The following is a 25,908-nucleotide window of genomic DNA, read 5'->3' as shown; positions in this document are numbered from 1 at the left end:
TTCTGTCAGAAAAAATATAATAGAGTGATGGAAATCGTTATATGGATGACACTGTACAGAATTGGGAACTGACAGACAGAACCTGCCCATTATTTTTCCAGACGGATAAAGGGCGCTAAAACCGGGAAATACGTCCATCGATCTGGCAGATGACAAATATAAAACTGTTGAAACAAAGGAGGAGACGCCCGCATGAAACGAATCTTTCTGGTTGAAGACGATCAGGCGATTGCCAAAAATCTCATACTGCTGCTCCGCTCGGAGGGGTTTGCCGTCACCCATGCCTATACGCGCAGCGAAGCCCTTGCCGCGCTTTCCAGCAGTCCTTTTGACTTGGCACTGGTGGATATTTCCCTGCCGGATGGAAACGGCTTTACTGTTTGTACGGAAATCAAAGCCGCCAGGGATATTCCCGTTATCTTTCTGACGGCTTCCGGCGATGAATCAAGCGTTGTTACCGGCCTGAACATGGGCGCGGACGACTACATCACCAAGCCTTTTCGCCCGCGCGAATTGATTGCGAGAATCGGAAGCGCCCTGCGGAAAAGCGGACATTCCGGATCGGCCTTTGAAATCCACGGGCTCCAGGTCGATACTGCGAGCGGCATTGTGAAAAAAAACGGCGACGAGGTGTTCCTTTCGGCATTGGAATACCGGCTGCTTTTGATGTTCGTGAACAATCCCAAGAGCATCATCACCAGAAGCCGGCTGCTTGACGAATTGTGGGACGCGGCGGGCGAATTTGTCAACGACAACACGCTGACCGTGTATGTCAAACGGCTTCGGGAAAAGATAGAAGACAACCCGGCTAACCCGCAAATCATCCTGACGGTTCGCGGTACGGGGTATCGATTGGGGGACGGGTATGCTTCGGAATAAAGAGGTTCGGCAGTTTGCCGTTTTGTTCTGTTTCATAGCGGCTGTCTCCATCACGCTGGGATTCATCGTCCACACAGCAGCGGGAATCCTTGCCCTCGCTTCCTCTGCCGCTTTCGGCGCCGCATTTTTTGCGTTCACCAAAGCCCGGTACAAAAGTATCGCGCGGATTTCCAATCAAATCGATCTGGTGCTTCACCATGCCGACCGTCTGTATATCGGCGAATCGGACGAGGGCGAACTTTCCATTCTGAACAGCGAAATCACCAAAATGACGCTGCGGATCCGGGAGCAGAACGACGCGCTGAAAAAGGAAAAAGAGCATCTTGCCGACTCGCTGGCCGATATCGCCCATCAGCTCCGCACGCCCCTCACGTCCGCGAATCTCATCCTTTCCCTGCTGGAGCATACTTCTGACGAAAACGAGCGGAAAGCCTTTTTGCGGGAAACGGAAGAATTGCTTGTGCGGATGGATTGGCTGCTCACCTCTTTGCTGAAATTGTCGCGCCTGGATGCGGGTATCGTGGTGTTCCAAAGGGAACCGGTCGATGTAAACAATCTGCTGCGTGCCGCCCTGCGTCCGCTTTTGATCCCTATGGAACTGCACAACGTTGCCGTACAGATGGATGCGCCGGAGGGAACCGCGATCTGCGGCGATTTCGGCTGGCTTTCGGAGGCCGTTCAGAACATCCTGAAAAATTGCATGGAAAGCGTAGGCGACAACGGGAGGATTGAAATGGTCTGTACAGATAACCCGCTGTTTACCGAGCTTGCGATCCATGACAGCGGCGCAGGCTTCAAACAAGAAGATTTACCCAACCTGTTCAACAGATTCTACCGGGGAAAAAGCGCGAATGCAACGGGATACGGGATTGGACTGGCTCTCTGCAAGAGAATTGTCGTCCGACAGGGTGGAACGATTACCGCAAAAAACCATCCAAAAGGCGGCGCGCTGTTCGTCATCCGTTTCCCAAAGTGACAGATCTCTCACCTGAAAGTCACCGGGATGTAAGCGGGACGCTCTATTATATAGGTAATCCATCAGGAAAGGGGCTCGTATAATGGAGCTTTTACGAATTGAAAATCTATGCAAGGTCTATGGCAAGGGAGAAAACAGAGTAACCGCTCTTGACCGCGTTTCGCTTACCATCGAAAAAGGGGAATTTACCGCGATCATCGGTTCTTCCGGCTCCGGCAAATCCACCCTGCTTCATATGGTCGGCGGCGTGGATGTGCCGACAAGCGGAAAGGTGTATTTGGACGGACAGGACGTGTACGCTCAAAGCAATGAAAAACTGGCTGTTTTTCGCAGACGGCAGGTCGGACTGATTTACCAGTTCCATAATCTCATTCCGACCCTGAATGTGGTGGAGAACATCACCCTGCCGATTTTGATGGACCGGCGGAAAGTCAACGAGGAACGGCTGAATGACCTGTTGGAGCTGCTCGGCCTGAAAGACCGCAGAACGCATTTACCCAATCAGCTTTCAGGCGGCCAGCAGCAGCGCGTCGCAATCGGGCGCGCTTTGATGAACGCGCCGGCGGTTATGCTGGCAGATGAACCTACCGGCAGTTTGGACAGCCGCAACGGACAGGAAATCATCCGTTTATTGAAAGAAAGCAATCAAAAATACGGGCAGACCCTGCTTCTTGTCACCCATGACGAAAACATTGCCCTGCAGGCGAACCGCATCATCACAATTGCGGACGGAAAAGTAGTGCGGGACGAGAGGCAGGTGGCGCATCCATGAGCAGTTTCCATCATACGGTTCTGAAGAACGCAGTAAAAAGCCGCATCCCAACAGTGGCTGGGATTTTCTTCTCCGCCGCCATGCTTGCGGCGTTCGTTCACTTTCTCCTGATTGCATATGACAATCCTCCCGCCTTTTTTTCGGGCGGCAGCGCCGTATGGAACACGGAGGTGCGGCCATGAATATACTTCACAAAGTGACTCTGCAAAGCATGAAAAAAAACCGAACCCGGACCATTGTTACAATCATCGGCGTGATTTTGTCCGCAGCGATGATTACCGCCGTCGCTACCTTTGGCACTTCTCTGCTCAATTTTCTGGTAAACGGTTCCATTGCAAAATACGGCGGCTGGCATGTGGCCTTTCCGGATATGGAGGCTTCTGTTGTACAGGAACAAATGCAGGACGATGCGGTCGCAGGCGCTGCATCGTTTGAGAACATCGGCTATGCTGTGCTTGAAGGCGGAAACAGTCCTGAAAAACCCTATCTTTTTCTCGCCGGGTTTAACGACAAAACGTTTGACACTTTGCCCGTGACCCTGATCTCCGGCAGATTACCGGCGAACGGCAGAGAAGTTCTGGTCCCTTCCCACGTGGCAATCAAAAGCGGCGTTCGATTGAAAATAGGCGATACGCTTTCTCTTGCGGTAGGGAGCCGCATGGACAAAGGCAAGACGCTCAATCAACACGACCCTTACCGTTCCGGAAAAGAATCACTTGTGCCAAAAGAAGAGGAAACCTATACGGTCGTCGGAATCTGTGAACGTCCTGGCTTTGAGGAGCATTCCGCGCCGGGATATACCCTGATTACAAAAGCAGAAGCGGAAAACCAGACGGACAGCTTCAGCCTGTTTGTCACGCTGAACAACCCGCGCCAGGTAAAGGCTTATGCAAATCGTGTGGCCACAGCAGGGACGTATTTCCTGAATGACAATGTGCTGCGCTTCATGGGGATTTCAGACGATCAGCTGTTTAACATGTTTTTGTATGTGGTTGGCGGCATTCTGGTTGCCATTATCATGATCGGTTCGATCTTTCTGATTTACAACTCGTTCAACATTTCGATGAATGAACGCATGCGCCAGTTTGGAATTCTCTCATCGGTGGGCGCCACAGTAAAACAGCTGCGGAATTCGGTGCTTTTTGAGGGGCTTTGCATCGGCGCGGTCGGCATCCCAATCGGCGTACTGGTGGGAATAGGCAGTACCGGACTTGTCATTCCGCTTGTTGCCGGAAATTTCGGCAACATTGTCCCCACTGCCGTCCCTTTAACCTTATCGGTATTTCCTCCGGCAATCGTCGCAGCTGCGGTGGTCAGCCTGATAACCATTTTCATTTCAGCCTACATTCCGGCCAGAAAAGCCGCAAAAACGCCTGTAATGGAGTGTATTCGCCAGACAAACGAAATCAAAATAGAGTCGAAAGCCATCAAGACGTCCAAGCTTGCGCAGCGCGTCTACGGTTTGGAAGGAACTCTTGCACTTAAAAATTTTAAAAGGAACAAGAAGCGCTATCGCAGCATTGTATTGTCTCTCACGTTAAGCGTCGTACTGTTTGTTTCGGGAAGCGCTTTTGGGACAACGTTGGAACGGCTTTCCGAACGTATGATGATGGACATCGACTACGATCTCCTTTTTTACACGGAGGACATGGACATCCATGAAGAACTGCCGCTCTATGACAGACTGAAAACCGCAGGCGGGGTTTACGAAAGCACGTATCAGGCGGTTTTAGGCTATTCCTGCGCGGTGAACACGGACGATTTTTCAGACCGGTACCGGGAATATGCGGGGTATGCCGCGCCGGGCGAAATGGTCCAGCTGCCAATTGACCTTCAATTTATTGAGGACAACGAATATCTGCGCTTTCTCAATGAACTGGGCTTGCCTGCGGAAGAATACACCGGGCAAAATGCCAAAATGTTTGCCGTTGCCAAAAAGCGGACGGCCGGAACAGACGGGCCGAGCGAGATATTCGATCTCTTCGCGCAACGTTCCGGAACATTCCAGGTCTCTCCCAAAACAGGCGACGGACCCATGCCGGAACAGGGGCAAACAATCAACCTTACATTTGTTGATACGTATCCGATCGATCCACCCCCGGAGAAAACGACGGAATCCGGGAAAAACCCAACTGTTTTCATGGTGGTGGCGCCCTATTCACTCATAGAGAAATTTGAAGCCCCGGAAGTGCACACAAAAATCGGCCTGTCCTTTCGCTCAAAAACCCCTTCGCAGTCAGAGACAGAAATGGAAGCAATGATTCAGGAAAACGGGAACACGTCCGCCTATACCCTGTACAATATACACGCAACGCTTGAGCAAAACCGCAGTATGACATTTGTAATCGATGTTTTTACCTATATTTTCGTCATCATGATCTCATTGATCGCGGTTGCCAATGTGTTTAATACCATTTCTACAAACATCCGGCTGCGCAGACGGGAGCTTGCCATGCTCCGCTCTGTTGGGATGTCCGACCGCTCATTCAATAAAATGATGAATTTTGAGTGCGCCTTCTATGGTATGAGAACGCTGTTGTTTGGACTTCCCATCGCGGGAATCTCCTCGTGGCTGATCTACAAGGGGATCGTGAGCGTGGAAAAACTTGATAATTTCGCCTATCTATTCCCCTGGGGCAGTATGGCAATCAGTGTGTTCAGTGTGCTTTTTATCGTGTTTATTACGATGTTGTACGCCATTGATAAAATCAAAAAGGAAAATATCATCGACGCGCTCCGGGACGATATGACCTGACGCAAAATGCGATTTGACCACATAACAAAACTGGCGCATCGTCAAAAGACAATGCGCCAGTTTGTTTTATATCCGGTTTATGGGATTAAGCTGTCCATTTTACCAATCAGGGAAGCGTTCCTGGTGGCGGAAACGTTGTTCAGAAACAGAACATTTTGAATGCCCTGCGCTTTCACAAAGTCCGGGATATTGCCTTTCCAATAGCGGTAATCAATGACATGAACCGTCTGATACTGCGACGCAAGGAACGGAACAAATGCGTTTCCGTAGGATTCCTTGATGATCAGGCAGGAGGACCCGTCTGTGATATCCGCGTTTTTAATAATCGTATAAGGATTGTCTCCACCGATAAAGGTGCTGTATTTGGATGAGGCCGCCCAGCTGGAAACATCGGAAATCAACGGCCAATCGTACTCGCTCCCCTTTTTATCCGTAAAGGTCATGGAAATATCCCCCGGCGGAACGTAGGCTGTTACGGTATCCGGATTCTTGGTGAGCGCCGGGTTCTTTTTGGTATCCGAGTAAAAAGCGCCCAGGAAGCCGGGGAAATCCTTCGCTTCATATTGGGAAAGCTCCAGCGGCGTAAAGCCGGTCAGCTTTGCAAATTCGCTGTATGCATAGTAAGCGCCCAGGGCGGTCCAATGATGGTCCGTCCGGTAATAGATATATTCGTCCGCGTGCGCCTTTAAACTGTCATATACGTTAACGCTGTGTACCTGCGGAGAAAGGGAGCCGTACATATACTGAATAGCGTCCTTTTGGGAAGAGGTGTTGAGCCCCTGACGGAAGCTTTCGGGCAAAATGATATCCATGCTGGTGGGAACGACCATGTCGTACACCTTGGCTGTGCCGTCCAGCTTCTGTGCGGCCCGGTTGAGCAGGCCGATATATTGATCTGCGGTTTCGCGGTTGAAATTGTAATATTCATAGCCGCTGTCTCCCACAATCAATACCGCGCCCAGGCTCTGCGTCACCTCGCCGGTCACGTCGATCTCCGGTGCGGGAGGCGGCGTTTCAGAGGAACCGGAGAAAGACGGTTCCGATTCGGCGGACGGTTCGCTGGAAGGAGATTCAGAGACGGAACTTTCCGGCGCGGAGGGCGGGCTGACAGGTGCAGACGGAATGGCGTCCCCCTCTTCGACGTTGCCGCTGACCTGCACCGGCTGGATGCCGTAAAGCTGCTTGATATAGCTGTTTGCGGTAATAAAGGTATCCCGGAAGGGAAATGTATCAGAAAACCACAGGTCGATGTTGCTGAAATAACTGCCGTCAAACAGGGATTGAACGCTGAATGCCGGGAACTGTGTCAGGTCGCGCTTTTCAAAGTCGGAGTAGGACGGGCGGAGCGGCAAAATAAAGGAAGTGACGAAGAAGACAGCCAACGTCAGCAGAAAAGCAATGATGCGTTCCTCCTGATGATTTTTATACCGTTCCCGGCGCATGATTTTTGGTTGATGTTTCATCGATAGCCTCTCTTTTAAAACTGAAAATACAGGAATGGATTGTAGCTGTTACCCACAAGCGCAGCGGTGGAAAGCAGCAGCAAAACCGGCGGCACAAAAATCTGCACGAAGTTGTACGTCCTGACAGTGGAAAGACGGCCGGATAATTGTTCGCCCAGATATTTCACCGCGGGGGTGGAAGCGATTACTGCGGCAATCAGGAAGAACAGATAGTTCAGGAAAATGGTGCCGGATTCAAAATTGGACAGAGGGTTTCCGTTCATTCCAAACATTCCGCCAAGGACGGTGAAAAACAGAACCGGCTGTTTAAAACGGAAAATTGCCCAGCCAAAATACACAATGACCAACAGATAAATATGGGAAAACACGGCAGGGATACGGTTTAAAATCTTTTGCAGGAAAAGCCGCTCAATGGCAATGAAGACGAAGAAATACAATCCCCACAGCACAAAATTCCAGCTTGCCCCGTGCCAAAGCCCGGTCAGGAACCAGACGATGAACAGGTTGGCAATCGTACGGGGAACGCCCTGCCGGTTGCCGCCCAGCGGGATATACACATAGTCCCGGAAAAAAGAGCCGAGGGAAATGTGCCAGCGCCGCCAGAATTCGGACACGGAACGGGACAAATAGGGATAGTCAAAGTTTTCCTTGTAGTGAAAACCGATCATCAGCCCCATGCCGATCGCCATATCGGAATAAGCGGAGAAGTCCAGATAAATCTGCAGCATAAAGGCAAGTACGCCCAGCCATAAGGAAAGAACAGGACGCGCCTGTAAGACAGTGACGTTCTGCGCCAGGGAAGCCGCACTGGAAGCAGCCGCATCAGAGAGCAGCAGCGTGTCGGCCAAAAGACCGCAGGTGTTGGCCAGCAGCGCCTTTTTGGCGAGGCCTGTGCAAAAGCGGCTGACGCCCCGGTTAATTTCCTCTCGGCTGGCAGAGCGGTTCAATATCTCACGGTTGACGTCCTGATACCGCACAATTGGGCCCGCGATGCATTGATGGAACAGGCTGACATACATCAGCAGGAGCCAGAATTTGTCCTGCGCGTCCACCTCGCCGCGGTAGACGTCCACCACATAGGAAATCAGCTGGAAGGTATAGAAGGAAATGCCGATGGGCAGCGCGATCTGCGGAATGACAGAAGGAAAGCCAGTGAGTTGGTGCAGCATATCCGCAAAAAACCCCGTATACTTGAAAGTGCCCAACAGGCCGAGACTGACCACCAGCGCGCCGATCAGTGCCAGCTTTGCCGCGGGCCGGCCGCGGTTCCGCTGAATGGCCAGAGAAAACAGCCAGTCGGCAAAAGCCATGCCGACGAGCAGCAGTACATAAACCGGTTCTCCCCAGGCGTAAAAGAACAGGGAAAAAATCAACATGATAATGTTTTTAGCCCGGGTGGATTTTGCCAGTGTGTAGCAAAGCAGGTTAAGCGGCAGGAAGACAAATAGAAAGAATAAATTGGAAAAGACCATGTACGCAAACCTCAACTTATTATGAAATGGAATCTTATGGATAACACAAGAATAGACGTCTGAAACTTGCAAAAAGACGAACACTTCGAGTAAAAAATACAAATATTTTCCGAAACCAGGATGTAATCGAGTCCGTTTGTTATTCTATCATACTTTTGGCCGATTAGAACACCGCGAATACACATTTATCAAATAAAAATGGAACGATGCCACACGCTTTTGCAGCATCGTCCCATTTTATTTTTATTGGAAGGCTACGCCCGATTTCAAAAGAGCGGCAATCAGGTGGTCCGTATCCATTCGATAGCAATAACCGGACATCCCGCATTGCTGCGCCGCCTGAACGTTCTCCAGCCGGTCGTCTATAAAATAACATTCCTCCGGCTGCAGACGATAGCGGCTGCACAGCAGCTGGTAAATCGCAGGCGAAGGCTTGACCATCTTTTCGTCCGCTGAGACAAGATAGCCGTCCAGCAGCGGAAAAACGGGAATTCGTTCTTTATACAGATGAAAGCTGTAAGCCGCGTTAGAAAGGATGTAGATGGAATATCCGGCGCGCTTCAGCTGGCGGGCCAGCTCGTTCATTCCCTGAATGGGTTCTATGAAGTCAAACCAGTGCAGGAACAGTTCTTTTGCGGCGGAATGCATGGCTTCCGGCAGCCGTGCGCACACGCTTGCAAGGGCGGCTTCCGGTTCCACGATTCCCTCGTCAAGCTTCAACCATTCGGGGCCCGAAAAAAGTTCCCTGTAAACCAGCTGTACCTCCGCTTCGTCTGAGAAAAACCTTCTTGCGTAAGATAGCGGCTGGTAATCAATCAAAACATTCCCCATATCAAAAACGATATTGCGTATCATGAAGACTCTCCTTTCACATTGCGGATTGTCTCCATTATACAGTTCCTCTCCGGAAAAGGAAAGGGAAATCTCTATTTGCCGGCTTCCATCTGCTCCACCAGAACAGCTATGTTCCGTATAGTGCGTTCGTCAATAAAATGCTCGATGCGCTCCACCTGTTCCAGCTCGCTTTCTGTGTGATTCAGCAGGCATAAAAAGCGGTTGAGCAGGCCGTGGCGGTACAGCAGGTATTTGCCGAGCGCCAAGCCGGGTTCCGTGGGACTGATGCAGCCGTATTTTTCCGCGTCAACAAGCCCGAGTTCCTTTAAATGGTCCGACATTTTGGACGCGGAGGATGGTTTTACATTTAAATGCTGCGCCAACAAATGGACGCGGGTGTATCCCTCGTCCTCGCACAGGCGGCAGATCATTTCCAGGTAGTCCTCCATGGCGGCTGTCAGCTGGTTCTGTGCCGCCAGCTCGTAGCCCTTTTGTGTGTGAAAATCCGAAAAACTGCTCATTCTCAGCCCTCCCAAGGGGAACACATCGTCCCATATCGCATATATTAGCAGCAGGAAAGAAAGTTTCCCCGTCCTAAATACTTATTTTGAGGAGATCATTTTTATGAATCAGATATATTCTCTTACCAGCCTGAAAGAAGGAGAACGCGCACGCGTATCCACCCTGTTGTCCAACGGAAGCATGCGCAGAAGATTGCAGGATATCGGCCTGATTGAAGGAACCGAAGTGGAATGCGTACAGAAGAGCCCGGCGGGTGATCCGGTAGCTTATATGATCCGCGGCGCGCTGATTGCTCTGCGCTCCGAAGATTCCGCCAACGTTCTTGTCGCCTGCCGCTAAACCGTCGTTTATATTTGTTTTTATAGCCGGGAGGCGGGGCGCAATGCGTTTCGCTTCCCATATTTTTAGATAGAGGTGATTCATTTGGGATTGACCAGCGGTTCAACAGGAATCAAAGCGGTAGATATGGGATTGATCGTCAAAAAACAGACCGAGGACGATAAAGTGATCGCCCTTGCGGGGAATCCAAATGTAGGAAAAAGCACGGTGTTTAATGCATTGACAGGAATGAATCAACATACAGGAAACTGGCCCGGAAAGACCGTCACGAACGCACAGGGATATTGTACATACAATGACAGACATTTTGTCATGGTGGATATCCCCGGCTGCTATTCCCTGATGGCGCATTCCGCGGAGGAAGAGGTGGCACGCGACTTTGTCTGCTTTGGAAATCCCGACGCGGTGGTCGTGGTGTGTGACGCCACCTGCCTGGAACGCAACATGAACCTTGTGCTGCAGACGGTTGAGATTACGCCCAACGTCGTGGTGTGCGTCAACCTGATGGATGAGGCGGAGCGCAAAGGCATCCGGCTCGATCTGGACCAGGTGTCGAAGCGGCTGGGAGTGCCTGTGGTCCCCGCGGCGGCAAGAAGCGGAAAAGGACTGGATGAACTGATGCAGGCGGTCTGCGACCGGTTGGACGAAGAGGAAAAAGGAGAGACCATTCAAATCCGGTACATCCGTCCAATAGAGGATGCGATCGCCACCCTGCAGCCTGCGGTGGAAAACGTCTGCGGAGAAGCCGTCAACGCGCGCTGGCTGGCGCTCAAGCTGCTGGATTACGACGCGTCGCTGATCCATGCGTTAAACGAATCGCTTGGTTTTGACGTCACTGAAAATACGCTGATTCAGGAAAAACTGGAGGAAGCAAAGCAAATCATTCAAAGCCGGGGCATCTCTCTGGAGGAACTGCGCGACAAGATTGTTTCGTGTATCGTCCTCACTGCAGAGGATATCTGCAACGACGTGGTACATCAGGAACGCACCAAGCGGGAGATTCGGGACCGGAAGATTGACCGCATCCTGACCAGCAAATGGACCGGGTTTCCCATTATGCTGCTGCTGCTGGGCGTCATCTTCTGGCTGACCATCACGGGGGCCAACTATCCCTCACAGCTGCTCTCTGACGGCCTGTTCTGGATTCAGGACCGTTTGATGGACCTGTTTATTATGATGGGTGCGCCGGTCTGGCTGCGCAGTATGCTGGTGGAGGGCGTCTACCGTGTGCTGGCATGGGTGGTATCCGTTATGCTGCCGCCCATGGCGATTTTCTTCCCGCTCTTTACCCTGCTGGAAGACCTGGGTTATCTGCCGCGTGTGGCGTTTAACCTGGATAAGTATTTTAAAAAGGCGCGCGCCTGCGGAAAACAGGCGCTGACCATGTGCATGGGCTTTGGCTGCAACGCGGCGGGCATTGTTGGGTGCCGGATCATCGACTCCCCGCGCGAGCGCCTTATCGCCATGATCACCAACAACTTTGTTCCCTGCAACGGCAGATATCCCACATTGATCGCCATCATCACAATGTTCTTTATCGGTACGGCGGGGATGGGCGCTTCCTTCCTTTCCACCCTGATTTTGACAGGCGTGATTGTCCTCGGTATTGTGATGACTTTTCTGGTGTCCCGTCTGTTGTCGGCAACCATTCTGAAGGGCGTCCCCTCTTCCTTTACCCTGGAGCTGCCGCCGTATCGCCGTCCGCAGATTGGGAAGGTGATCGTTCGCTCCATCTTTGACCGGACGCTGTTTGTTCTGGGGAGAGCGGCGGCAGTGGCCGCGCCCGCCGGACTGATCATCTGGGTTATGGCAAATGTAACTGTGGGAGATGCCAGCCTGCTTGCTCATTGCGCCGCGTTTCTGGATCCCTTTGCACAGCTGATTGGTTTGGACGGCGTGATTCTGTTAGCCTTTATTCTGGGCTTCCCAGCAAATGAAATCGTCGTTCCGATTATCATCATGGCCTATATGGCAACGGGAAGCCTGACCGATATGAGCGACCTGACGCAGCTGCATACGCTGCTGGTCAACAACGGCTGGACCTGGCTGACCGCCGTCTGCACGATGCTGTTCTCCCTGATGCACTGGCCGTGCTCTACAACCTGCATGACCATCAAAAAAGAGACGCAAAGCCTGAAATGGACGCTGATCTCCTTCGCGGTTCCCACGGGAATCGGAATCATCGTCTGCTTCCTTGTGGCAAGCGCCGCCCGCCTGTTTGGTCTCGCATAAAAAACAAGCCGTTACCAAAACAGATACACCTTAACAATATCGCGTAAAACCGTACGCCGAAAATGAGAATAAGGGTCTCTGTCAAAGATGTGATTTTTGACAGAGACCCTTTTTATGGAATCGGTAAATACTGTAAGAAAATTATTAACTTTTATATATTTTTTGTAAAAATACTCTTAAAACGCTTGACAGGGACAAAAAGCATGGTATAATACGATTGTTTTGCCTGAAACCTACGACGACAAGAAATGAGGATTATCAATTATGTATGATTATGACCTGATCATAATTGGAGCGGGTCCGGCCGGCATTTTTACCGCACTGGAAATGAATAAACTGGCGCCGGAAAAAAAAGTCCTGGTGGTGGATTCCGGCAGCAGCATCGACCACCGCGCCTGTCCGGCGCGCACCAGCGGCCAGTGCGCCCACTGCAAAACGTGCAGCATTATGAATGGTTGGGCCGGCGCCGGCGCATTTTCAGACGGCAAACTCTCCCTCTGCGAGGAGGTTGGCGGGAATGTAACGGATTACCTGCCGGTAGACGAGGTGCGCGCGTTGATTCAGTACGCGGATGAAATTTACCTGCAATTCGGCGCGCCAAAAAAAATCTACGGAAAAAGCGATAAATTTGCCGAGCAGATTTCCTATCAGGCGCATAAAGAAAATATCAAGCTGATCCCCTGTCCGGTTCGCCACATGGGAACAGAATACTCGTTTGAGGTTCTGCGCGCTATGTACGATTATCTTTCTGCCTGCCCCAGCTTCACCTTTATGGAACACACCACGGCAGACACCATCCTGGTGGAGAATGGAAAAGCGCAGGGTGCGTGGCTGGTCGACCGGAAGGGAGAACGCACCCTGGTGCGTGCGCCGTACGTCATTGCGGCGCCCGGCCGCGGCGGCGCGGAGTGGCTGCATGGAATCGCGCAGCAGAACGGCCTTTCCACCACCAACAACGCGGTGGACATCGGCGTCCGCGTGGAGGTCCCCAACGCGGTGATGGATCATCTGACAAAAAATCTCTACGAGGCAAAGCTGGTCTATTATTCCGACACCTTCGAGAACAAGGTGCGCACTTTCTGTATGAATCCGGGCGGCATTGTCAGTGAGGAGCACTACGACACGCCGGAGGGCGGCATTGCGGTGGTCAACGGACATTCCTACGCGGATGAGGACAAGCGCACGGAAAACACCAACTTCGCCATGCTGGTTTCCACGACCTTTACAGAGCCCTTTAATCAGCCGATCGAATACGGCCGCTATATCGCACAGCTCGGCAACATGCTGACAGGCGGCGGCATCATGGTGCAGCGCTTGGGCGACCTGCTTTTGGGCCGCCGCACCGACCTGGGCCGCCTGAAAAAATCCACCACGGTGCCAACGCTGAAAAACGCGGTGCCGGGCGATCTCTCCTTTGTGCTGCCGCACCGTCACCTGACCAGTATCGTGGAGTCCATGCGGGCGTTCGATAAGCTTGCGCCCGGACTATATTCGAAAAATACGCTGCTCTATGGCGTAGAGGTAAAATTCTACTCCTCCAAGGTCGCTGTTAAAAATAACTTTGAGACGGAGATTGACCAGTTGTACGCTATTGGGGACGGCGCGGGTATCACGCGCGGCCTGATGCAGGCCTCCGTAACCGGTGTTGTGGTCGCTCGGGATATCGCCGCAAAAATGAACAAATAAGAAGCATGAAATCCCTTTTCCCGCAATATAATAGGAAGTGGAAACGCTGCCTGTTGATAGGGAAAGGGGATTTTTTATGCGAAATCAAGTGTTGCATTATTTTATGGATACGAACAGTTCACGCGGAGCGGTGGGCTTTTACGACTCAAATTTTCATCCGCTGCAGCATACGATACAGCTGCATGCATATCCTCCGGCACTGCTGGCAAATCTTTTGAGCGGGATCTGCAGCCGTGCGGAGGAAGAAAAGCTGGATGTGGAGTGCATCCACAACTGCCTGGATAACTCTCTGGAAGGCATTATTGTGCCGGAACTTTCCGCCGGCGTCATCAACATTCCCTCCTACCGGGAATATAACGCTTTGAACCTGCTGGAGGATCACAATATCAGGCAGGTCTTGGAGGCGCTGGAACAATCCCACCAATTTTTCCGTGCGGCGCTGAAGGTGCATGACGCGTGGGAAAAGGTGTATATTGATCAGATGGACTTTGCAGCTGCCAATCAGTTGACCGAGAATACCATTGACCGCCTGATCGGGGACCAACGCCTGGAAAAGCAGGGCACAGAGGTCCATCGCTTTTTCGGCGCGGCAACGATCAACGGCGCCTTTGACCATATCGCCAATATCACCCAATGTCTGGGCAAACGGTATTTTATCAAGGGCCGCCCGGGCACCGGTAAATCGACCTTCCTGAAAAAAATCGCACAAAAAGCGGTGGAGGCGGGTTTCCGCGTGGAAATCTACCACTGTGCATTTGATCCGCAGAGTCTGGATATGATCGTGCTGAGAGAACTGGATTTCTGCCTGTTTGACAGCACGTCCCCGCATGAATATTTCCCGTCTCTTCCCACAGACGAAGTGATTGACATCTATGAGGCGGCGGTAACACCCGGCACGGATGAAGCAAATGCGGAGGCTCTGGCAGACTTTGCAAAGGGCTATAAGACAGAGGTTGCGAAAGCCACAGAGAAGCTCCGGCTGGCAAAGGAATTGTATGACCGGTTCCAGCAGACGCATTTGTCGCGCATCAGCGAGGAAGCACTCAGAAATGTTTCCGCACGAATTGAAAACGAGATTTTCCGGAAATAACAAATAAAGGGCAGGCACTCGTAGGGTGCCTGCCCTTTATGCAAGAAAGAGGGAGTCCTTATACACTTATTATATGCGCGGGTTATCCGCATGCCAAAGTTTTGGATACAGCGTGGATGTGTACGACGTTGTTTTCTTCCTGTTCCGCAATAAAGTCCTCAATGGCCTTTGCGATGATCGCATGCCCTTTTTCGTTGGGGTGGATTCCATCGTCGCAGATACAGGACTGGTAGTTCACCATTTCCAGAAAACGGGTGGTAATGTCGATCAGCGGCACGTTCTCCGTCTGCGCGATACGGCAGACCGCCATATTATACATCTCATGCCAACGGTAAATGTGTTCCTTGTCCCCCAGAAACTGCAGAATTCGACCGGCGTCCAGTCCCTGGGAAATCCAGTCGAAGTACCGCTGTGCGTCGATCGGCGGAAGGGAAAGAAGCACCGGATGTCCACCGTTTGTGCGGATGGTGCGGATCATTTCCGTGTAGGAGCGCTCGAATTCGTCGAGCGGCGTTTTACAGCGGTGCGGCGCGGCAGGATCCTTTGCGACCTCCGCCCAGTCAAAATCGCAGTCGTTGCCGCCAAACTCCAGCACAATGTAATCGTATTGGGAAACGCTGCCCAAATGTTTTTTTAAGAGCTCCAACCCCTTGGAAACGGTGCAGCCAAATTTGGAATAGTTGGTTACCGCGATTTCGAATCCGCTCTGCAGCCGGTTGACAAAGCTGTCCTTCAAAAGTGTGTATTTATTTTTCATGTTGTCGAGGATGACACCTTTTGCCACGGAATCCCCATAAATGCAGGCTGTATCTGCCATACTTGACACCTCCGTAAATCATCTAGTTTTTAACACTATATATTATAGTTGTAACAATGTCAATACATACAGGATAAAATTATTATCTTGTTAACATTATTTTATGTTTTGAAAGGAAAAACATACATAAAAATTTGAAAATACATTGACTGACAAAACGGTATTGTTTATTTTAGTAAAATAGCATCGTTTCCATCGTGCCTGTTTTCAATTTTGCAAGTCATCAAAGAGGTTACAGGTCATGCGTCCTCCCGGCTATAAGGAATCATGATTTTGTTCTTCTCCATACATCGAAAGAGCTGTCCGGAAAAGCAGGGACAAAGAAAAGGTTGTATCAAAAACTTGTGTTTTGATACAACCTCTTTATTGTTTTAACTTGACGCTGAAAGCGTTTTAGGCGGTTGGTTCTTAGCAAGAATCCTTCGGAATTCGCACAGAAAAACAATCCCCGTTGCGGACGCCGCCAGAAAATCGGCGATCGGCTCCGCGATGAAAACTCCCAATACCGGATTGGCGAAGAATTGCGGCAGAATCAGAATCAGTGGAATCAGCAAAATGACTTTTCGCAAAAGCGCCAGAAACAGTGACGTTTTCGCCTGCCCAATGGACACAAACGTCTGTTGACAGGAAGATTGAATCCCCAACATAAACCCTGCCGCCATGTAAATGCGCAGTGCCCAGGATGTAAATTCCGCAAGCTCCGATTCCGGCGTGAACAATCGCACAAATACATGCGGAAACAGCATCAATGCCAGCCAAAAAACCGTGGAAAAAATCAGGCAGCAGATAAAGAGCAAATGAAACACCTCTTTCACGCGGTCATTTTTCTTTGCTCCAAAATTAAAACTGGCAATCGGCTGCGCGCCCTGCGCAAGTCCCATCAGCGGCATGAACGCCACCTGCATGACGCTGCTGCAGATGGTCATAGCGCCCACCGCCAAGTCTCCGCCGTAGCGCTGCAGCGAAGAATTCAGCACAATATTGACCGCGCTCTCCGTTCCCTGCATGATAAACGGAGATAATCCTAATGCCAATACCGGCAGAATGACCTTTGCCTCCAACTTCAAATACTTTTGACGGATACGTAAAATCGTTCGCTTCCCGAACAGAAAGCGCAACACCCAAATGGAAGAAACCGCCTGCGAGAGAATCGTAGCAAACGCCGCGCCCTGCACGCCCATCTCAAACACAAAAATGAAGATTGGGTCAAGGACAATATTTAACACAGCGCCGATCACAACCGTCATCATACTGGTTTTGGCAAAGCCCTGCGTGGTAATAAAGCTGTTCAACCCCAAGGCCATCTGTACAAAAATTGTCCCACTGACATAGATGGTCATATAGTCCATCGCATAGGGCAGCGTATCGCCGCTTGCACCGAACATCAGCAAAAGCGGTCTCTGAAAGAGCAGAAACACAGCTGTCAGAACAATGGAAATGCCGATCAGACTGACAAAACAGTTGCTCATGATCTTTTCCGCTCCGTCGTTGTCCCCCTCTCCCATCTTAATGGAAGCGCGCGGCCCGCCGCCCATGCCGATCAGAGAGCTGAACGCCGCGATTAACATGATGATCGGAAATGTAACGCCCACGCCGGTCAGAGCCTTTGCACCGATTTCCGGAATATGCCCGATATAGATGCGGTCTACAATATTGTACAGCGCATTGATAATCTGCGCCGTGATGGCAGGCAGCGCCAATTTAAACAGTAAGCCGCCAATCCGGTCCTCGCCCAGATTGCTTGCCATTTTTTGTGCCAAGAAAAGCATCTCCTTTATTTGTTTGATTACATTAAGGAATCTCCAAATTTTCCACTTCTGAGCGCAACAAAAAATCCTTTTCTGACAAGTCAATCAGAACGCACTCAGGGACTGGGAAAATCCAGTTATTTTTCATCCAAAAGCTGTACCAGCGCCGCCTCAAACGCTTCGTCGTCCTGTCTGGTTCGCTTTTTTGCGCCGGCGGTTCTTCCGCCCGCCCGGCGGACCTTCTGTCCCAAATGGCGCTCAAAAAGCAATTGGTCCATATTTCCGTTGTCATAGCGCATCCCATTTTGATTCATGGCCCGCGCGCCTCTGCCCAGCGCCATTGCGGCAACACCGTAGTCCTGCGTCACCACAAGGTCCCCCGGCTGCAACAGGTTCGCCAGGCGGATGTCCGCGCTGTCCCGCCCTTTATCCACCGTGATCACCGTGCTGTAGCCGTCATTCCATACATGGCTGGTATCCAGCAGCATGACGACCGGCAATCTTCTCTTTTTTGCCTGCCGCACAATGATCTCCTTCACCGGACAGGCGTCTGCATCCACTAAAATCTGCATCTGTCTTTCTCACCGCCTAAACTATTTTCGTATCTTAACTATTATATAGCAAACCATTCCAAATGGAAAGACGCCGGACGCCTTCTTTTCTCCGATAAAATGTGCTATACTGATTTTAATAAATCTTTTGGAAAAGGACGGGAATCGGATTGAAGTACAGCTTTAAAAACGACTACAGCGAGGGTGCGCATCCAAAGCTTCTGGAAGCCTTACACGCGGCAGGCTCCAAACAAAACGAGGGATACGGAAACGATGTTCATTGCAAAAATGCCGCCGACCGTATCCGGCAGGAAGCCGGACGGCCGGACATCGACGTACATTTTCTGGAGGGCGGCACACAGGTAAATCTTACCGCCATGACCGCTTTTCTGCGCCCGCACGAGGCGGCAATCGCGGCGGATACGGGACACATCGCCGGGCACGAAAGCGGCTCCATTGAGGCGACAGGCCATAAGGTGTGCACCGCTCCGGGAAGAGAAGGAAAACTGACGCCGGAGGCAATTACAGGCGTATTGGCCGCACATCCGGACGAGCATATGGTCAAGCCCAGGCTGGTGTACATCTCTGATTCAACGGAGCTTGGCACCGTCTATTCCAAAGCGGAGCTGCAGGCATTAAGCGCCTGCTGTAAAGAACATAATTTATATCTCTTTTTGGACGGCGCGCGTCTGGGCTGCGCGCTCTGCGCCAGCGACTTAACCCTGCCGGACATCGCCGCTCTGACGGACGCCTTTTACATCGGCGGAACCAAAAACGGCGCGCTGTTTGGAGAAGCGTTGGTCATTTGCAACGATGCATTGAAACCGGATTTCCGTTACATTTTAAAACAGCGCGGCGGCATGTTGGCAAAAGGCCTTGCGCTCGGCGCGCAGTTTGAAGCGCTGTTTACAGACGGCCTCTATTATACGCTTGCGGAGCACGCCAACCAAATGGCAGAACTCCTCAAAGATGGCTTCCGGGCTGAGAACCTGCCGTTTCTGGCGGATTCCCCCACCAATCAGCTTTTCCCTGTTCTTCCAAACGCGTTGATTGCATCCCTTGCACAGGACTACGCCTTCGAAGTCCGGGAAGCCGTCGACGCGGACCACACCGCAATCCGTCTGGTTACCTCCTGGGCCACGCCGGAGGAAGCCGTGCGGGAATTTGTGCGCAACCTGCACCTCTGCGTACAGGCTCTATGAGAATTGGCAACAAGACTGTAACAATAATTCACAAAATGTTTCTTTCTTTTTTGGACGAAAAGCGTTAGAATAGATGCGGTTTAAGTGATACGTCCTAAAAGGAGGAATACAATATGATGAAAAAAGCGATGGCATTATTCATGGCGGCTGTGTTGGCTGTTGCAGCCTGTGCCTGCACCAATACGCCTGAGGAATCTTCCTCTTCTTCCAGCGAAACATCGTCTTCCACAGTCAGCAATGTGCCACAGACGCTCACGTTTGACGGTATAGACTTTTCTTTCACCATTCCCGCCCGCTGGAGCAAGGAAAATTATACGGTCAAAGTAACCAAGGACGCCGTCATGGACGGACAGGAAGTGGAATACAACAAGGTTGATTTCCTCTTTAAAGGAAATACCGACCTTCCGCTGCTCTCCTTATGGGCGGCTCCCAAGGCCTGGTGGGACGATCAGGTCTCCGTTGGCGCGGCTTTGCCCATCCTGCTACAGGAACAGGGCGACACTGTTTACCTGGCCGTGCTGCCGGAAGACCCAACGGTGCCGGATGAGGAACAGGAGCTGTATCAATCCATGGCCATTTCCGCAGACGAGGTAAAGGACGGCTTTACCGTGACAGCTTCTCCCTCTTCTTCCAAAACGGAAAGTTCCTATATGGAAGGCATTTTGGAGGACGGCACCATCAATACCATTACCATCAAAACGGACGACGGAAAAGAATTGTTCTTTGATAAAGAGGGAGCGGAAGTAAACGCGCCGGACGGCCTGATCATCGGCGACCGGCTGCGCGTTTATTACAGCGGCTCCATCGAGGGAACGGATACGTCCGGCGTTGTTGTTTCCAAAATCGAAAAAGTTTCTCAATAAATCTGTATCTCAATAAAAAAGGAGCGGCAAGCCGCTCCTTTTTTATTTGCCGTATAATTGTATCCATTGCTCCAAGGCTTCCCGGCTTCCCTGCAGAGATCCCTGCACCAGCTCCGGCGTGCCGCCGCCTCTTCCGGAAAAGGCCTGGTTTAAAGCCTTGCCCATCGGCCGCACGTCCTCTTTACCGGCAATAGCATACTTCCACCCCTGCCGCTCATCTCCGGAAAAAACGGCGGCCAGCGACACATGCTCACAAAGCATTAAGCAAAACGTGCGAAGGTCGGCCGGTGAAAGACCTTCTTCAAACACACAGGCTCTTTTCTCTCCCTCTGACAAGGAAGCCGCTTTTTGCGCAAAAATTTGCGCACGCATTTGCCCCACCTGTTGTTTGAAAGCGTCGCGGTCCGCCAGCAGCCGTTCCACTGCGGAAACCACCTCTTCCGGTTTTGCGGAAAGCAAATTGGAAATGGCCGCCACATGCTTTGTCTTTTCGTCGTAATCCTCCAACGCACGGCTCCCCAATTGAAGCGTGACGCGCACACCGCCCTTGTAGCGCTGGAAACCAACCACCTTGATGACGCCGACCTCCCCCGTCCGGGCGGTATGCAGACCGCAGCATGCACAACTGTCGTATCCCGGAACCGTTACAATCCGCACTTCACCGTCCAGCTCCTTTTTGCTGCGGTAGGGGATATCTTTTAATTCTTCTCTGCTCGGGCACGCCGCCAAAACCGGAAGATCCGCATAAACCGCCTCGTTTGCCAGCCGTTCAATGTTCCGTAATTGCTCCGCGGAAAGTTCGCCGTTGAAATCGACCGTGACCGCCTTTGCCCCCATGTGGAATCCCACATTGTCCAGTTGGTAAAGCCGGTTGGTGACGCCGGAAAAAATATGCTCGCCGGTATGCTGCTGCATCAGCAGGAAGCGGTGTGCCCAATCAATTTTCCCCTGCACATCCACGCCGATTTCCAGAGGGCCGTCCGTCGTATGCAGAATTTCCCCATTTTTTTCCTGCACATCCAGCACCTTGACATTGCCTAAAAGACCGGTATCGGCCGGTTGCCCGCCGCCCTCCGGATAAAAAATGGTGCGGTCCAGTGTGACGGCATACCCCTGCTTGCACGGAGTACATCCCGTCACTTTTGCCGTGAATTCCTTTTGATACGGATCGGCGTAATACAGCCTCTCCGTCATCGTCTGCTCCATGGATATTCCCTCCGCTTTTTTCATTCTGTTTCCTGAATCAGGCTGCGCATGGCTAAAATGGTCTTTCCCATCAGGTCTTCCAGCGTCCAGCCAAGCATGTCCGCGCCCGCCTGGATCACTTCACGAGAACAGCCCGCCGCAAAGCTCGGCGTTTTAAATTTCTTCTTTACCGACTTCACTTCCAGATCGGACACACTTTTGGAGGGCCGCATCAGCGCGACCGCGCCGATCAGACCGGTCAGCTCGTCCGTCGCATACAAAACCTTTTCCATGATATGCTCCGGCTTAATGTCCACCACAGGATAAGCATGGCTTGCCGTAGCGCGGATGATCTGTTCGTCAATATCATTTTCCCGCATGATTTCCTGACTTTTCACACAGTGCTGTTCCGGGAACTGCTCATAATCCAGGTCGTGCAACAGTCCGACGACTTTCCAGAAGTCTACGCGCTCCGGGTCCAGCTCCTGCGCAAACCAGCCCATGACGCCGGAGACAATTTGGGCGTGCTTTAAATGAAAATCCTCCCGATTATATTGTTCCAACAACGCTTGCGCTTCTTCCAGGGTCGGTATTTTACTCAAGGTATTTCATCCTTTCCTTTTAAATATGATGAACAGGCGGCGTAACCGCCCATTTGATACATCCGTCCAATTTATTTGCAAAAACTCGATAGCCCTCCGATATTTCTTCCAGCGGCGCGCGGTGTGTAATCAGGAAATCGGTGTTTAGCTTTCCGCAGGCAATCAGCTCCATCAACCGGTCGCAATGGACCGCATCCACGCCGCCGGTCTTGAAAATCAGATTTTTCCCATACATCTGGTGCAGCGGAAGCGATTGCGCCTCTTCATACATGGCAACCAAAGCGACCACCGCGTTGGGTCTTGCAATCTGCCAAGCCAGCTGGAACGTATTGTCCCCGCCCGCCGCTTCTATGACCGCGTCCGCGCCCCGTCCGTTGGTCAAGGCCCGAATGCATGCCGCCGCATCTTCTCTGGAGGGATTAACGGTCTGTGTTGCAATCCCCTGTTGTCTTGCGAGCTGCAAACGGGCTTCGTCAATATCCAAAAGAACGATTTTACCCGCGCCGAACAGCTTTGCACACATGGCAGCGCAAAGCCCCACCGGACCCGCGCCGATCACCGCTACCGTATCCCCCGGCTGGATTTCCGCCAGCTCCGCGCCAAAATAGCCGCTGGAAAGGATGTCGCCCAGAAAGAGCGCGTTCTCGTCGGTTACAGGATCGGGAATATACGTCAGGCCCATGTCCGCATACGGAACGCGCACATACTCCGCCTGACATCCGTCGATCCGGCATCCCAACTCCCAGCCGCCGTGCATACAGTTGTTGATAAATCCTTGCCGGCAGAACCAGCAGTCCCCACAGAATGTGATGCAGTTGGCGGCGACACGTTCGCCCGTCTTCCTGTGTCTCACGCCGGCCCCGACCGAAACAATTTCCCCTACAAACTCATGCCCCAATACGGTATGCGGCACTGCCCGCGGCACCGCGCCGTGCAGGATATGCAGATCGCTTGTGCAGATGGTGGAAAGCGTCACTTTGACAATTGCGTCCTCCGGCTGCTGAATTTGGGGAATCGGGCGTTCCTCCAGAGAAAGTTTTCCGGTTCCATGATATACTGCAGCCAACATGGTAGGTTTCATTTCATCCCTCTATTCTCCAATATAGGTAAAGCGTTTGCCCGAATATCCATCGCGTTCCACGATTTCCTCCCACATGGCGGCGGGGCGTACCCAGATTCCGTGTTCTCCATATAAAGCCTGGTAGACCACCATCCACTCCTGTGTTTCTGAATGCCGCGCCAAATACAGCACCTGGTATTCGCCGCCCTTAAAATGCCGGTACCGCCCCAGGCGTATTGGTAATTCCTGCATCAACGTATCATCTTCCTTCAAAAATCACTCTATTTGTGTATTTTTCGCTCCTGTTTCCATTGGCCTTGCAGGAGTTTTTTGCTTTTCTTTTCCAGTCTGCTTGACTTTTTGCCCGAACCCTCGTACACTTTTAAATGAACGCCTCTTGAAAGCGGGTCCCCTGGCAGGTTTCCCGGCGCGCAAGTTCCCGGTCAATCCCGCCGAGCACCGCGATTTTATCGACGCTCCAAAGCGGCGCGAGAAGCATGGCGCGTTCCCCGTCGCCTGTCACCCGTTCCACAACGGTTTGCGGCGGAAGCAGTTCCAACTGGGAACAAACCGTCTGTATATATGCGTCGCGCGTCATAGGTTCTATTTTTCCGGCAGCCAAGTCTGCCGCAAGCGGCGTTTCCTTTAAGATATGAAGCAAATGAATTTTCACAGCGTCGGGCCGCAGCAGGCCAACAACACGCGCTGTTTCCAGCATCATCCCGGTGTCTTCCCCCGGCAAACCATTGATCAGATGAACACAGAGGCGTATGCCATGCTTTTGGAGCGCTTCACAGGCATTGAGAAATTCGGGATAGGTATGTCCCCGGTTGATGCGCTCTGCGGTACAGTCGTGAACCGTTTGCAGTCCGAGCTCCACTGTCAGATAGGTGCGGCGGGACAATTCCTGTAAATACGAAATGGTCTCCGGCTCCAGAGCATCCGCCCTGGTGGCAACACTCAAACCGCATACCCCCGGTACCGCCAGCGCATCTTCAAACAGGCGGCGCAAAACCGGGAGCGGCGCATAGGTGTTGGTATGTGCCTGAAAATAGGCGATTACCGGCGCGTCCTTCCATTTTTTATGGATACGCTCCTGTTCTTTTCGTATTTGTTCCGGTACGCTGAGCAGCGGGCCATGTGTAAACGCGCCGCTGCCGCTTTGGCAATATGTACAGCCTCCCGTCCCTTTGGTTCCGTCCAAATTGGGACAGGTCATTCCAGCATCGATAACCGCTTTGAAAACACGCCGGCCAAACACCTCTTTCAGATGATAGGCAAGCGTGTGATATCGTTTATTATCATCCGCGTAGGGAAACGGATTCTCCATAACTGCCCTTCTTTTTTCTGCGGCGTATTTCTATTTCGACAAAGAAAATCATTGTAAGATTTCTTTAAGAAATAGATGCGCAGACTTGTAAGATTTTACTTGTAGAATAACACGCAGAACAAAAAAGTGCAAGGGGCGTTATGATATGACAAAAGAAGAACAACTTTGTTTCAGCAAGACCACCCACCGTTCTGCGAAAACAACCGGCAAACCGGTCAACGATCCGGCATACCTGCATCGGACAAGGCTGGTCAGCCTGTTTTCTATCATCGTTTTTCTGGTTCTTTCCGTTGCTTTTGCTGCAACCGCGGGGCAGAAAATGATCGAATTTATTTCCGACGGAAAAGCGTTTCAACAATGGGTGGAACAGCAGGGGGTTTTGGGTCCACTGGCTCTGATCGGCATTATGACTTTACAGGTGGTTGTCGCCATCATCCCCGGCGAGGTCGTGGAAATTGGCGCAGGCTATGCCTTTGGCGCAGTAGAGGGTATGTTCCTCTGCCTGATTGGCGCAGCAATTGGTTCCGCCATAATCTATGGATTTACCAAATGGTTTGGTATTCGCATGGTCGAAGCCTTTGTCTCCCGGGAAAAAATCCGGTCCCTTCAATTTTTACAGGACGCCAGCAGGCTGAACCTGCTGATCTTTATCCTGTTCTTCATTCCAGGCTCTCCCAAAGACCTATTAACGTACCTGATCGGCCTGACGCCGATGAAGCTCAGAACCTTCCTGATCCTCTCCAGCATTGCCAGGATTCCGTCCGTCATTACCTCCACCATCGGAGGGGAGGCGCTCGGTGCGCAAAACTTTTCGTTTGCTGTACTGGTCTTTGTTGTGACGGGAGTGATCAGTGCGGCAGGCTTGTTGCTCTATCGAAGAATCACCTTACAGAAACAGAAAGAAGGAAAATAAATGAATTGGCAGCTCCTGATCAGCAACCGAATCATTAATGTTGGGTTCATCTCCTGGATGCTTTCCCAGCTGATTAAAACAGGGATTTACCTTCTGCAAAACCGGAAATTCAACATTAAACGGCTGTCTGAATCGGGTGGAATGCCAAGCGCACATTCCGCGTTGGGCTGTTCTGTCGCCATTGCGACCGTACAGGAAATGGGTTTTGTTTCCCCCATGTCCGCGATTGTATTGACGTTTGCGGCGGTCATCATGTACGACGCGATGGGCGTGCGGCGAGCTGCCGGAGAACAGGCGAAGGCCATTAATCAGATTACGGATTATCTGGAAGAAAACGATTCCTCCGGAAAAGCCGCCTCTTTGAGAGAATCCATTGGCACATTGGAAATCTCTTTGGGGCATACGCCCTTCGAGGTTCTCTGCGGGGCGTTGCTCGGTATCTGCGTGGCGCTGCTTTCAGCTTAAGAACACAAAAAAGTCAGGACCCCCGGCAAAGCCGGGGGCTTGGGAAAGCCCTAGAAGGGCATGATACAGACAACGCCCCTGAAGGGGCCACGAATGGGTCGGCCAACTGCATTGCTGACTCATGGCGGGCCCCTAAAGGGGCATTACTTTTT

Annotated in this window: 25 protein-coding genes; 13 read left to right on the top strand and 12 right to left on the bottom strand. The window is 51.7% G+C overall.

Annotation, left to right across the window (positions count from 1 at the left end):
• Positions 1–192: 192 nt before the first annotated feature.
• The 5 genes from I4V53_RS03490 to I4V53_RS03470 all read left to right on the top strand — a co-directional run bounded on the left by I4V53_RS03490 (position 193) and on the right by I4V53_RS03470 (position 5,382).
• Entirely contained in the window at positions 193–879 is a 687-nt protein-coding gene (locus I4V53_RS03490) for a response regulator transcription factor (protein WP_195984006.1), read from the top strand.
• Positions 866–1,855: a sensor histidine kinase gene (locus I4V53_RS03485; RefSeq protein WP_195984005.1), complete on the top strand. Its 990-nt coding sequence runs from the start codon at positions 866–868 to the stop codon at positions 1,853–1,855. The genes I4V53_RS03490 and I4V53_RS03485 overlap by 14 nt, the downstream gene beginning before the upstream one ends.
• An 82-nt stretch (positions 1,856–1,937) precedes the next feature.
• Positions 1,938–2,627, top strand: a complete 690-nt coding sequence (locus I4V53_RS03480; protein WP_195984004.1) for an ABC transporter ATP-binding protein — start codon at positions 1,938–1,940, stop codon at positions 2,625–2,627.
• Positions 2,624–2,809, top strand: coding sequence for a hypothetical protein (locus I4V53_RS03475; RefSeq protein ID WP_195984003.1), 186 nt, complete (start codon positions 2,624–2,626; stop codon positions 2,807–2,809). The genes I4V53_RS03480 and I4V53_RS03475 overlap by 4 nt, the downstream gene beginning before the upstream one ends.
• Entirely contained in the window at positions 2,806–5,382 is a 2,577-nt protein-coding gene (locus I4V53_RS03470) for an ABC transporter permease (RefSeq protein ID WP_195984002.1), read from the top strand. The genes I4V53_RS03475 and I4V53_RS03470 overlap by 4 nt, the downstream gene beginning before the upstream one ends.
• 77 nt (positions 5,383–5,459) lie before the next feature.
• Here the strand turns inward: I4V53_RS03470 and I4V53_RS03465 are convergent, their stop codons facing one another.
• From I4V53_RS03465 to I4V53_RS03450, 4 genes are all read right to left on the bottom strand, one after another.
• Positions 5,460–6,845, bottom strand: a complete 1,386-nt coding sequence (locus I4V53_RS03465; RefSeq protein WP_195984001.1) for a DHHW family protein — start codon at positions 6,843–6,845, stop codon at positions 5,460–5,462.
• Between the two features lie 14 nt (positions 6,846–6,859).
• Positions 6,860–8,317 carry an MBOAT family O-acyltransferase gene (locus I4V53_RS03460; protein ID WP_195984000.1) on the bottom strand — a complete coding sequence of 486 codons (1,458 nt, stop codon included), beginning with the start codon at positions 8,315–8,317 and terminating at the stop codon, positions 6,860–6,862.
• 243 nt (positions 8,318–8,560) lie between these two features.
• On the bottom strand, positions 8,561–9,172 hold the full coding sequence (locus tag I4V53_RS03455; protein ID WP_195983999.1) for an HAD family hydrolase: 612 nt from the start codon (positions 9,170–9,172) through the stop codon (positions 8,561–8,563).
• A 71-nt stretch (positions 9,173–9,243) separates the two neighbouring features.
• Positions 9,244–9,672 carry a metal-dependent transcriptional regulator gene (locus tag I4V53_RS03450; RefSeq protein WP_195983998.1) on the bottom strand — a complete coding sequence of 143 codons (429 nt, stop codon included), beginning with the start codon at positions 9,670–9,672 and terminating at the stop codon, positions 9,244–9,246.
• Between the two features lie 103 nt (positions 9,673–9,775).
• Between I4V53_RS03450 and I4V53_RS03445 the strand changes: the two genes are divergently transcribed.
• From I4V53_RS03445 to I4V53_RS03430, 4 genes are all read left to right on the top strand, one after another.
• Positions 9,776–10,012, top strand: coding sequence for a FeoA family protein (locus tag I4V53_RS03445; protein ID WP_050697511.1), 237 nt, complete (start codon positions 9,776–9,778; stop codon positions 10,010–10,012).
• 84 nt (positions 10,013–10,096) lie between these two features.
• Complete coding sequence (gene feoB / locus I4V53_RS03440; RefSeq protein WP_195983997.1) at positions 10,097–12,244, top strand: ferrous iron transport protein B; 2,148 nt, start codon at positions 10,097–10,099, stop codon at positions 12,242–12,244.
• A 264-nt stretch (positions 12,245–12,508) separates the two neighbouring features.
• The gene (locus tag I4V53_RS03435; RefSeq protein WP_195983996.1) at positions 12,509–13,930 is read left to right on the top strand and encodes an NAD(P)/FAD-dependent oxidoreductase; all 1,422 of its coding nucleotides are present in this window, start codon (positions 12,509–12,511) and stop codon (positions 13,928–13,930) included.
• A gap of 76 nt (positions 13,931–14,006) precedes the next feature.
• Positions 14,007–15,020: a hypothetical protein gene (locus I4V53_RS03430; RefSeq protein ID WP_195983995.1), complete on the top strand. Its 1,014-nt coding sequence runs from the start codon at positions 14,007–14,009 to the stop codon at positions 15,018–15,020.
• A gap of 82 nt (positions 15,021–15,102) precedes the next feature.
• Here I4V53_RS03430 and I4V53_RS03425 read toward each other — a convergent pair whose 3' ends face one another.
• The 3 genes from I4V53_RS03425 to I4V53_RS03415 form a co-directional block, all read right to left on the bottom strand.
• Positions 15,103–15,837 (bottom strand): SGNH/GDSL hydrolase family protein, encoded by a 735-nt coding sequence (locus I4V53_RS03425; protein ID WP_195983994.1) that lies wholly within the window; start codon positions 15,835–15,837, stop codon positions 15,103–15,105.
• 371 nt (positions 15,838–16,208) lie between these two features.
• Positions 16,209–17,597 carry an MATE family efflux transporter gene (locus I4V53_RS03420; RefSeq protein ID WP_353616466.1) on the bottom strand — a complete coding sequence of 463 codons (1,389 nt, stop codon included), beginning with the start codon at positions 17,595–17,597 and terminating at the stop codon, positions 16,209–16,211.
• Positions 17,598–17,722: 125 nt separating this feature from the next.
• Positions 17,723–18,157 (bottom strand): YaiI/YqxD family protein, encoded by a 435-nt coding sequence (locus I4V53_RS03415; RefSeq protein WP_195983993.1) that lies wholly within the window; start codon positions 18,155–18,157, stop codon positions 17,723–17,725.
• Positions 18,158–18,306: 149 nt separating this feature from the next.
• On the opposite strand from I4V53_RS03415, the gene I4V53_RS03410 reads away from it, so the two are divergent.
• Both I4V53_RS03410 and I4V53_RS03405 read left to right on the top strand, forming a co-directional pair.
• Entirely contained in the window at positions 18,307–19,338 is a 1,032-nt protein-coding gene (locus I4V53_RS03410) for a threonine aldolase family protein (RefSeq protein WP_195983992.1), read from the top strand.
• Between the two features lie 113 nt (positions 19,339–19,451).
• Positions 19,452–20,201 (top strand): hypothetical protein, encoded by a 750-nt coding sequence (locus I4V53_RS03405; RefSeq protein WP_195983991.1) that lies wholly within the window; start codon positions 19,452–19,454, stop codon positions 20,199–20,201.
• Positions 20,202–20,243: 42 nt separating this feature from the next.
• Here I4V53_RS03405 and I4V53_RS03400 read toward each other — a convergent pair whose 3' ends face one another.
• From I4V53_RS03400 to mnmL, 5 genes are all read right to left on the bottom strand, one after another.
• Entirely contained in the window at positions 20,244–21,407 is a 1,164-nt protein-coding gene (locus I4V53_RS03400; RefSeq protein ID WP_286167010.1) for an alanyl-tRNA editing protein, read from the bottom strand.
• 20 nt (positions 21,408–21,427) lie between these two features.
• A complete protein-coding gene (locus I4V53_RS03395; protein ID WP_195983990.1) occupies positions 21,428–21,988 on the bottom strand; it encodes a hydrolase in 561 nt (186 codons plus the stop codon).
• Positions 21,989–22,007: 19 nt separating this feature from the next.
• Complete coding sequence (locus I4V53_RS03390) at positions 22,008–23,069, bottom strand: alcohol dehydrogenase (protein WP_195983989.1); 1,062 nt, start codon at positions 23,067–23,069, stop codon at positions 22,008–22,010.
• A 9-nt stretch (positions 23,070–23,078) separates the two neighbouring features.
• Positions 23,079–23,300, bottom strand: a complete 222-nt coding sequence (locus I4V53_RS03385) for a DUF1653 domain-containing protein (protein WP_195983988.1) — start codon at positions 23,298–23,300, stop codon at positions 23,079–23,081.
• 130 nt (positions 23,301–23,430) lie between these two features.
• Positions 23,431–24,378, bottom strand: coding sequence for a tRNA modification radical SAM protein MnmL/YtqA (gene mnmL / locus I4V53_RS03380; protein ID WP_195983987.1), 948 nt, complete (start codon positions 24,376–24,378; stop codon positions 23,431–23,433).
• Positions 24,379–24,523: 145 nt separating this feature from the next.
• On the opposite strand from mnmL, the gene I4V53_RS03375 reads away from it, so the two are divergent.
• Together I4V53_RS03375 and I4V53_RS03370 are read left to right on the top strand one after the other, a co-directional pair.
• Complete coding sequence (locus tag I4V53_RS03375) at positions 24,524–25,291, top strand: TVP38/TMEM64 family protein (RefSeq protein WP_195983986.1); 768 nt, start codon at positions 24,524–24,526, stop codon at positions 25,289–25,291.
• Entirely contained in the window at positions 25,292–25,756 is a 465-nt protein-coding gene (locus tag I4V53_RS03370; protein ID WP_050697491.1) for a divergent PAP2 family protein, read from the top strand.
• Positions 25,757–25,908 lie beyond the last annotated feature (152 nt).

This window comes from Clostridium sp. D33t1_170424_F3 (assembly GCF_015667585.1).
Classification (GTDB): Bacteria; Bacillota; Clostridia; order Oscillospirales; family Acutalibacteraceae; genus Anaeromassilibacillus.
Note: the sequence above shows the minus strand (reverse complement) of the source record. Positions and strands in the feature narration are given on the sequence as shown.

What these genes read in the sequence shown, in the direction of transcription:
- I4V53_RS03370 (WP_050697491.1), top strand. Translation starts at nt 25,292, where the DNA reads ATGAATTGGCAGCTCCTGATCAGCAACCGAATCATTAATGTTGGGTTC.
- I4V53_RS03435 (WP_195983996.1), top strand. Translation starts at nt 12,509, where the DNA reads ATGTATGATTATGACCTGATCATAATTGGAGCGGGTCCGGCCGGCATT.
- I4V53_RS03485 (WP_195984005.1), top strand. Translation starts at nt 866, where the DNA reads ATGCTTCGGAATAAAGAGGTTCGGCAGTTTGCCGTTTTGTTCTGTTTC.
- I4V53_RS03450 (WP_195983998.1), bottom strand. Translation starts at nt 9,672, where the DNA reads ATGAGCAGTTTTTCGGATTTTCACACACAAAAGGGCTACGAGCTGGCG.
- I4V53_RS03425 (WP_195983994.1), bottom strand. Translation starts at nt 15,837, where the DNA reads ATGGCAGATACAGCCTGCATTTATGGGGATTCCGTGGCAAAAGGTGTC.
- I4V53_RS03490 (WP_195984006.1), top strand. Translation starts at nt 193, where the DNA reads ATGAAACGAATCTTTCTGGTTGAAGACGATCAGGCGATTGCCAAAAAT.
- I4V53_RS03465 (WP_195984001.1), bottom strand. Translation starts at nt 6,845, where the DNA reads ATGAAACATCAACCAAAAATCATGCGCCGGGAACGGTATAAAAATCAT.
- I4V53_RS03375 (WP_195983986.1), top strand. Translation starts at nt 24,524, where the DNA reads ATGACAAAAGAAGAACAACTTTGTTTCAGCAAGACCACCCACCGTTCT.
- I4V53_RS03460 (WP_195984000.1), bottom strand. Translation starts at nt 8,317, where the DNA reads ATGGTCTTTTCCAATTTATTCTTTCTATTTGTCTTCCTGCCGCTTAAC.
- I4V53_RS03430 (WP_195983995.1), top strand. Translation starts at nt 14,007, where the DNA reads ATGCGAAATCAAGTGTTGCATTATTTTATGGATACGAACAGTTCACGC.
- I4V53_RS03385 (WP_195983988.1), bottom strand. Translation starts at nt 23,300, where the DNA reads ATGCAGGAATTACCAATACGCCTGGGGCGGTACCGGCATTTTAAGGGC.
- I4V53_RS03400 (WP_286167010.1), bottom strand. Translation starts at nt 21,407, where the DNA reads ATGGAGCAGACGATGACGGAGAGGCTGTATTACGCCGATCCGTATCAA.
- I4V53_RS03405 (WP_195983991.1), top strand. Translation starts at nt 19,452, where the DNA reads ATGATGAAAAAAGCGATGGCATTATTCATGGCGGCTGTGTTGGCTGTT.
- I4V53_RS03390 (WP_195983989.1), bottom strand. Translation starts at nt 23,069, where the DNA reads ATGAAACCTACCATGTTGGCTGCAGTATATCATGGAACCGGAAAACTT.
- mnmL (WP_195983987.1), bottom strand. Translation starts at nt 24,378, where the DNA reads ATGGAGAATCCGTTTCCCTACGCGGATGATAATAAACGATATCACACG.
- I4V53_RS03475 (WP_195984003.1), top strand. Translation starts at nt 2,624, where the DNA reads ATGAGCAGTTTCCATCATACGGTTCTGAAGAACGCAGTAAAAAGCCGC.
- I4V53_RS03445 (WP_050697511.1), top strand. Translation starts at nt 9,776, where the DNA reads ATGAATCAGATATATTCTCTTACCAGCCTGAAAGAAGGAGAACGCGCA.
- I4V53_RS03480 (WP_195984004.1), top strand. Translation starts at nt 1,938, where the DNA reads ATGGAGCTTTTACGAATTGAAAATCTATGCAAGGTCTATGGCAAGGGA.
- I4V53_RS03470 (WP_195984002.1), top strand. Translation starts at nt 2,806, where the DNA reads ATGAATATACTTCACAAAGTGACTCTGCAAAGCATGAAAAAAAACCGA.
- I4V53_RS03415 (WP_195983993.1), bottom strand. Translation starts at nt 18,157, where the DNA reads ATGCAGATTTTAGTGGATGCAGACGCCTGTCCGGTGAAGGAGATCATT.
- I4V53_RS03455 (WP_195983999.1), bottom strand. Translation starts at nt 9,172, where the DNA reads ATGATACGCAATATCGTTTTTGATATGGGGAATGTTTTGATTGATTAC.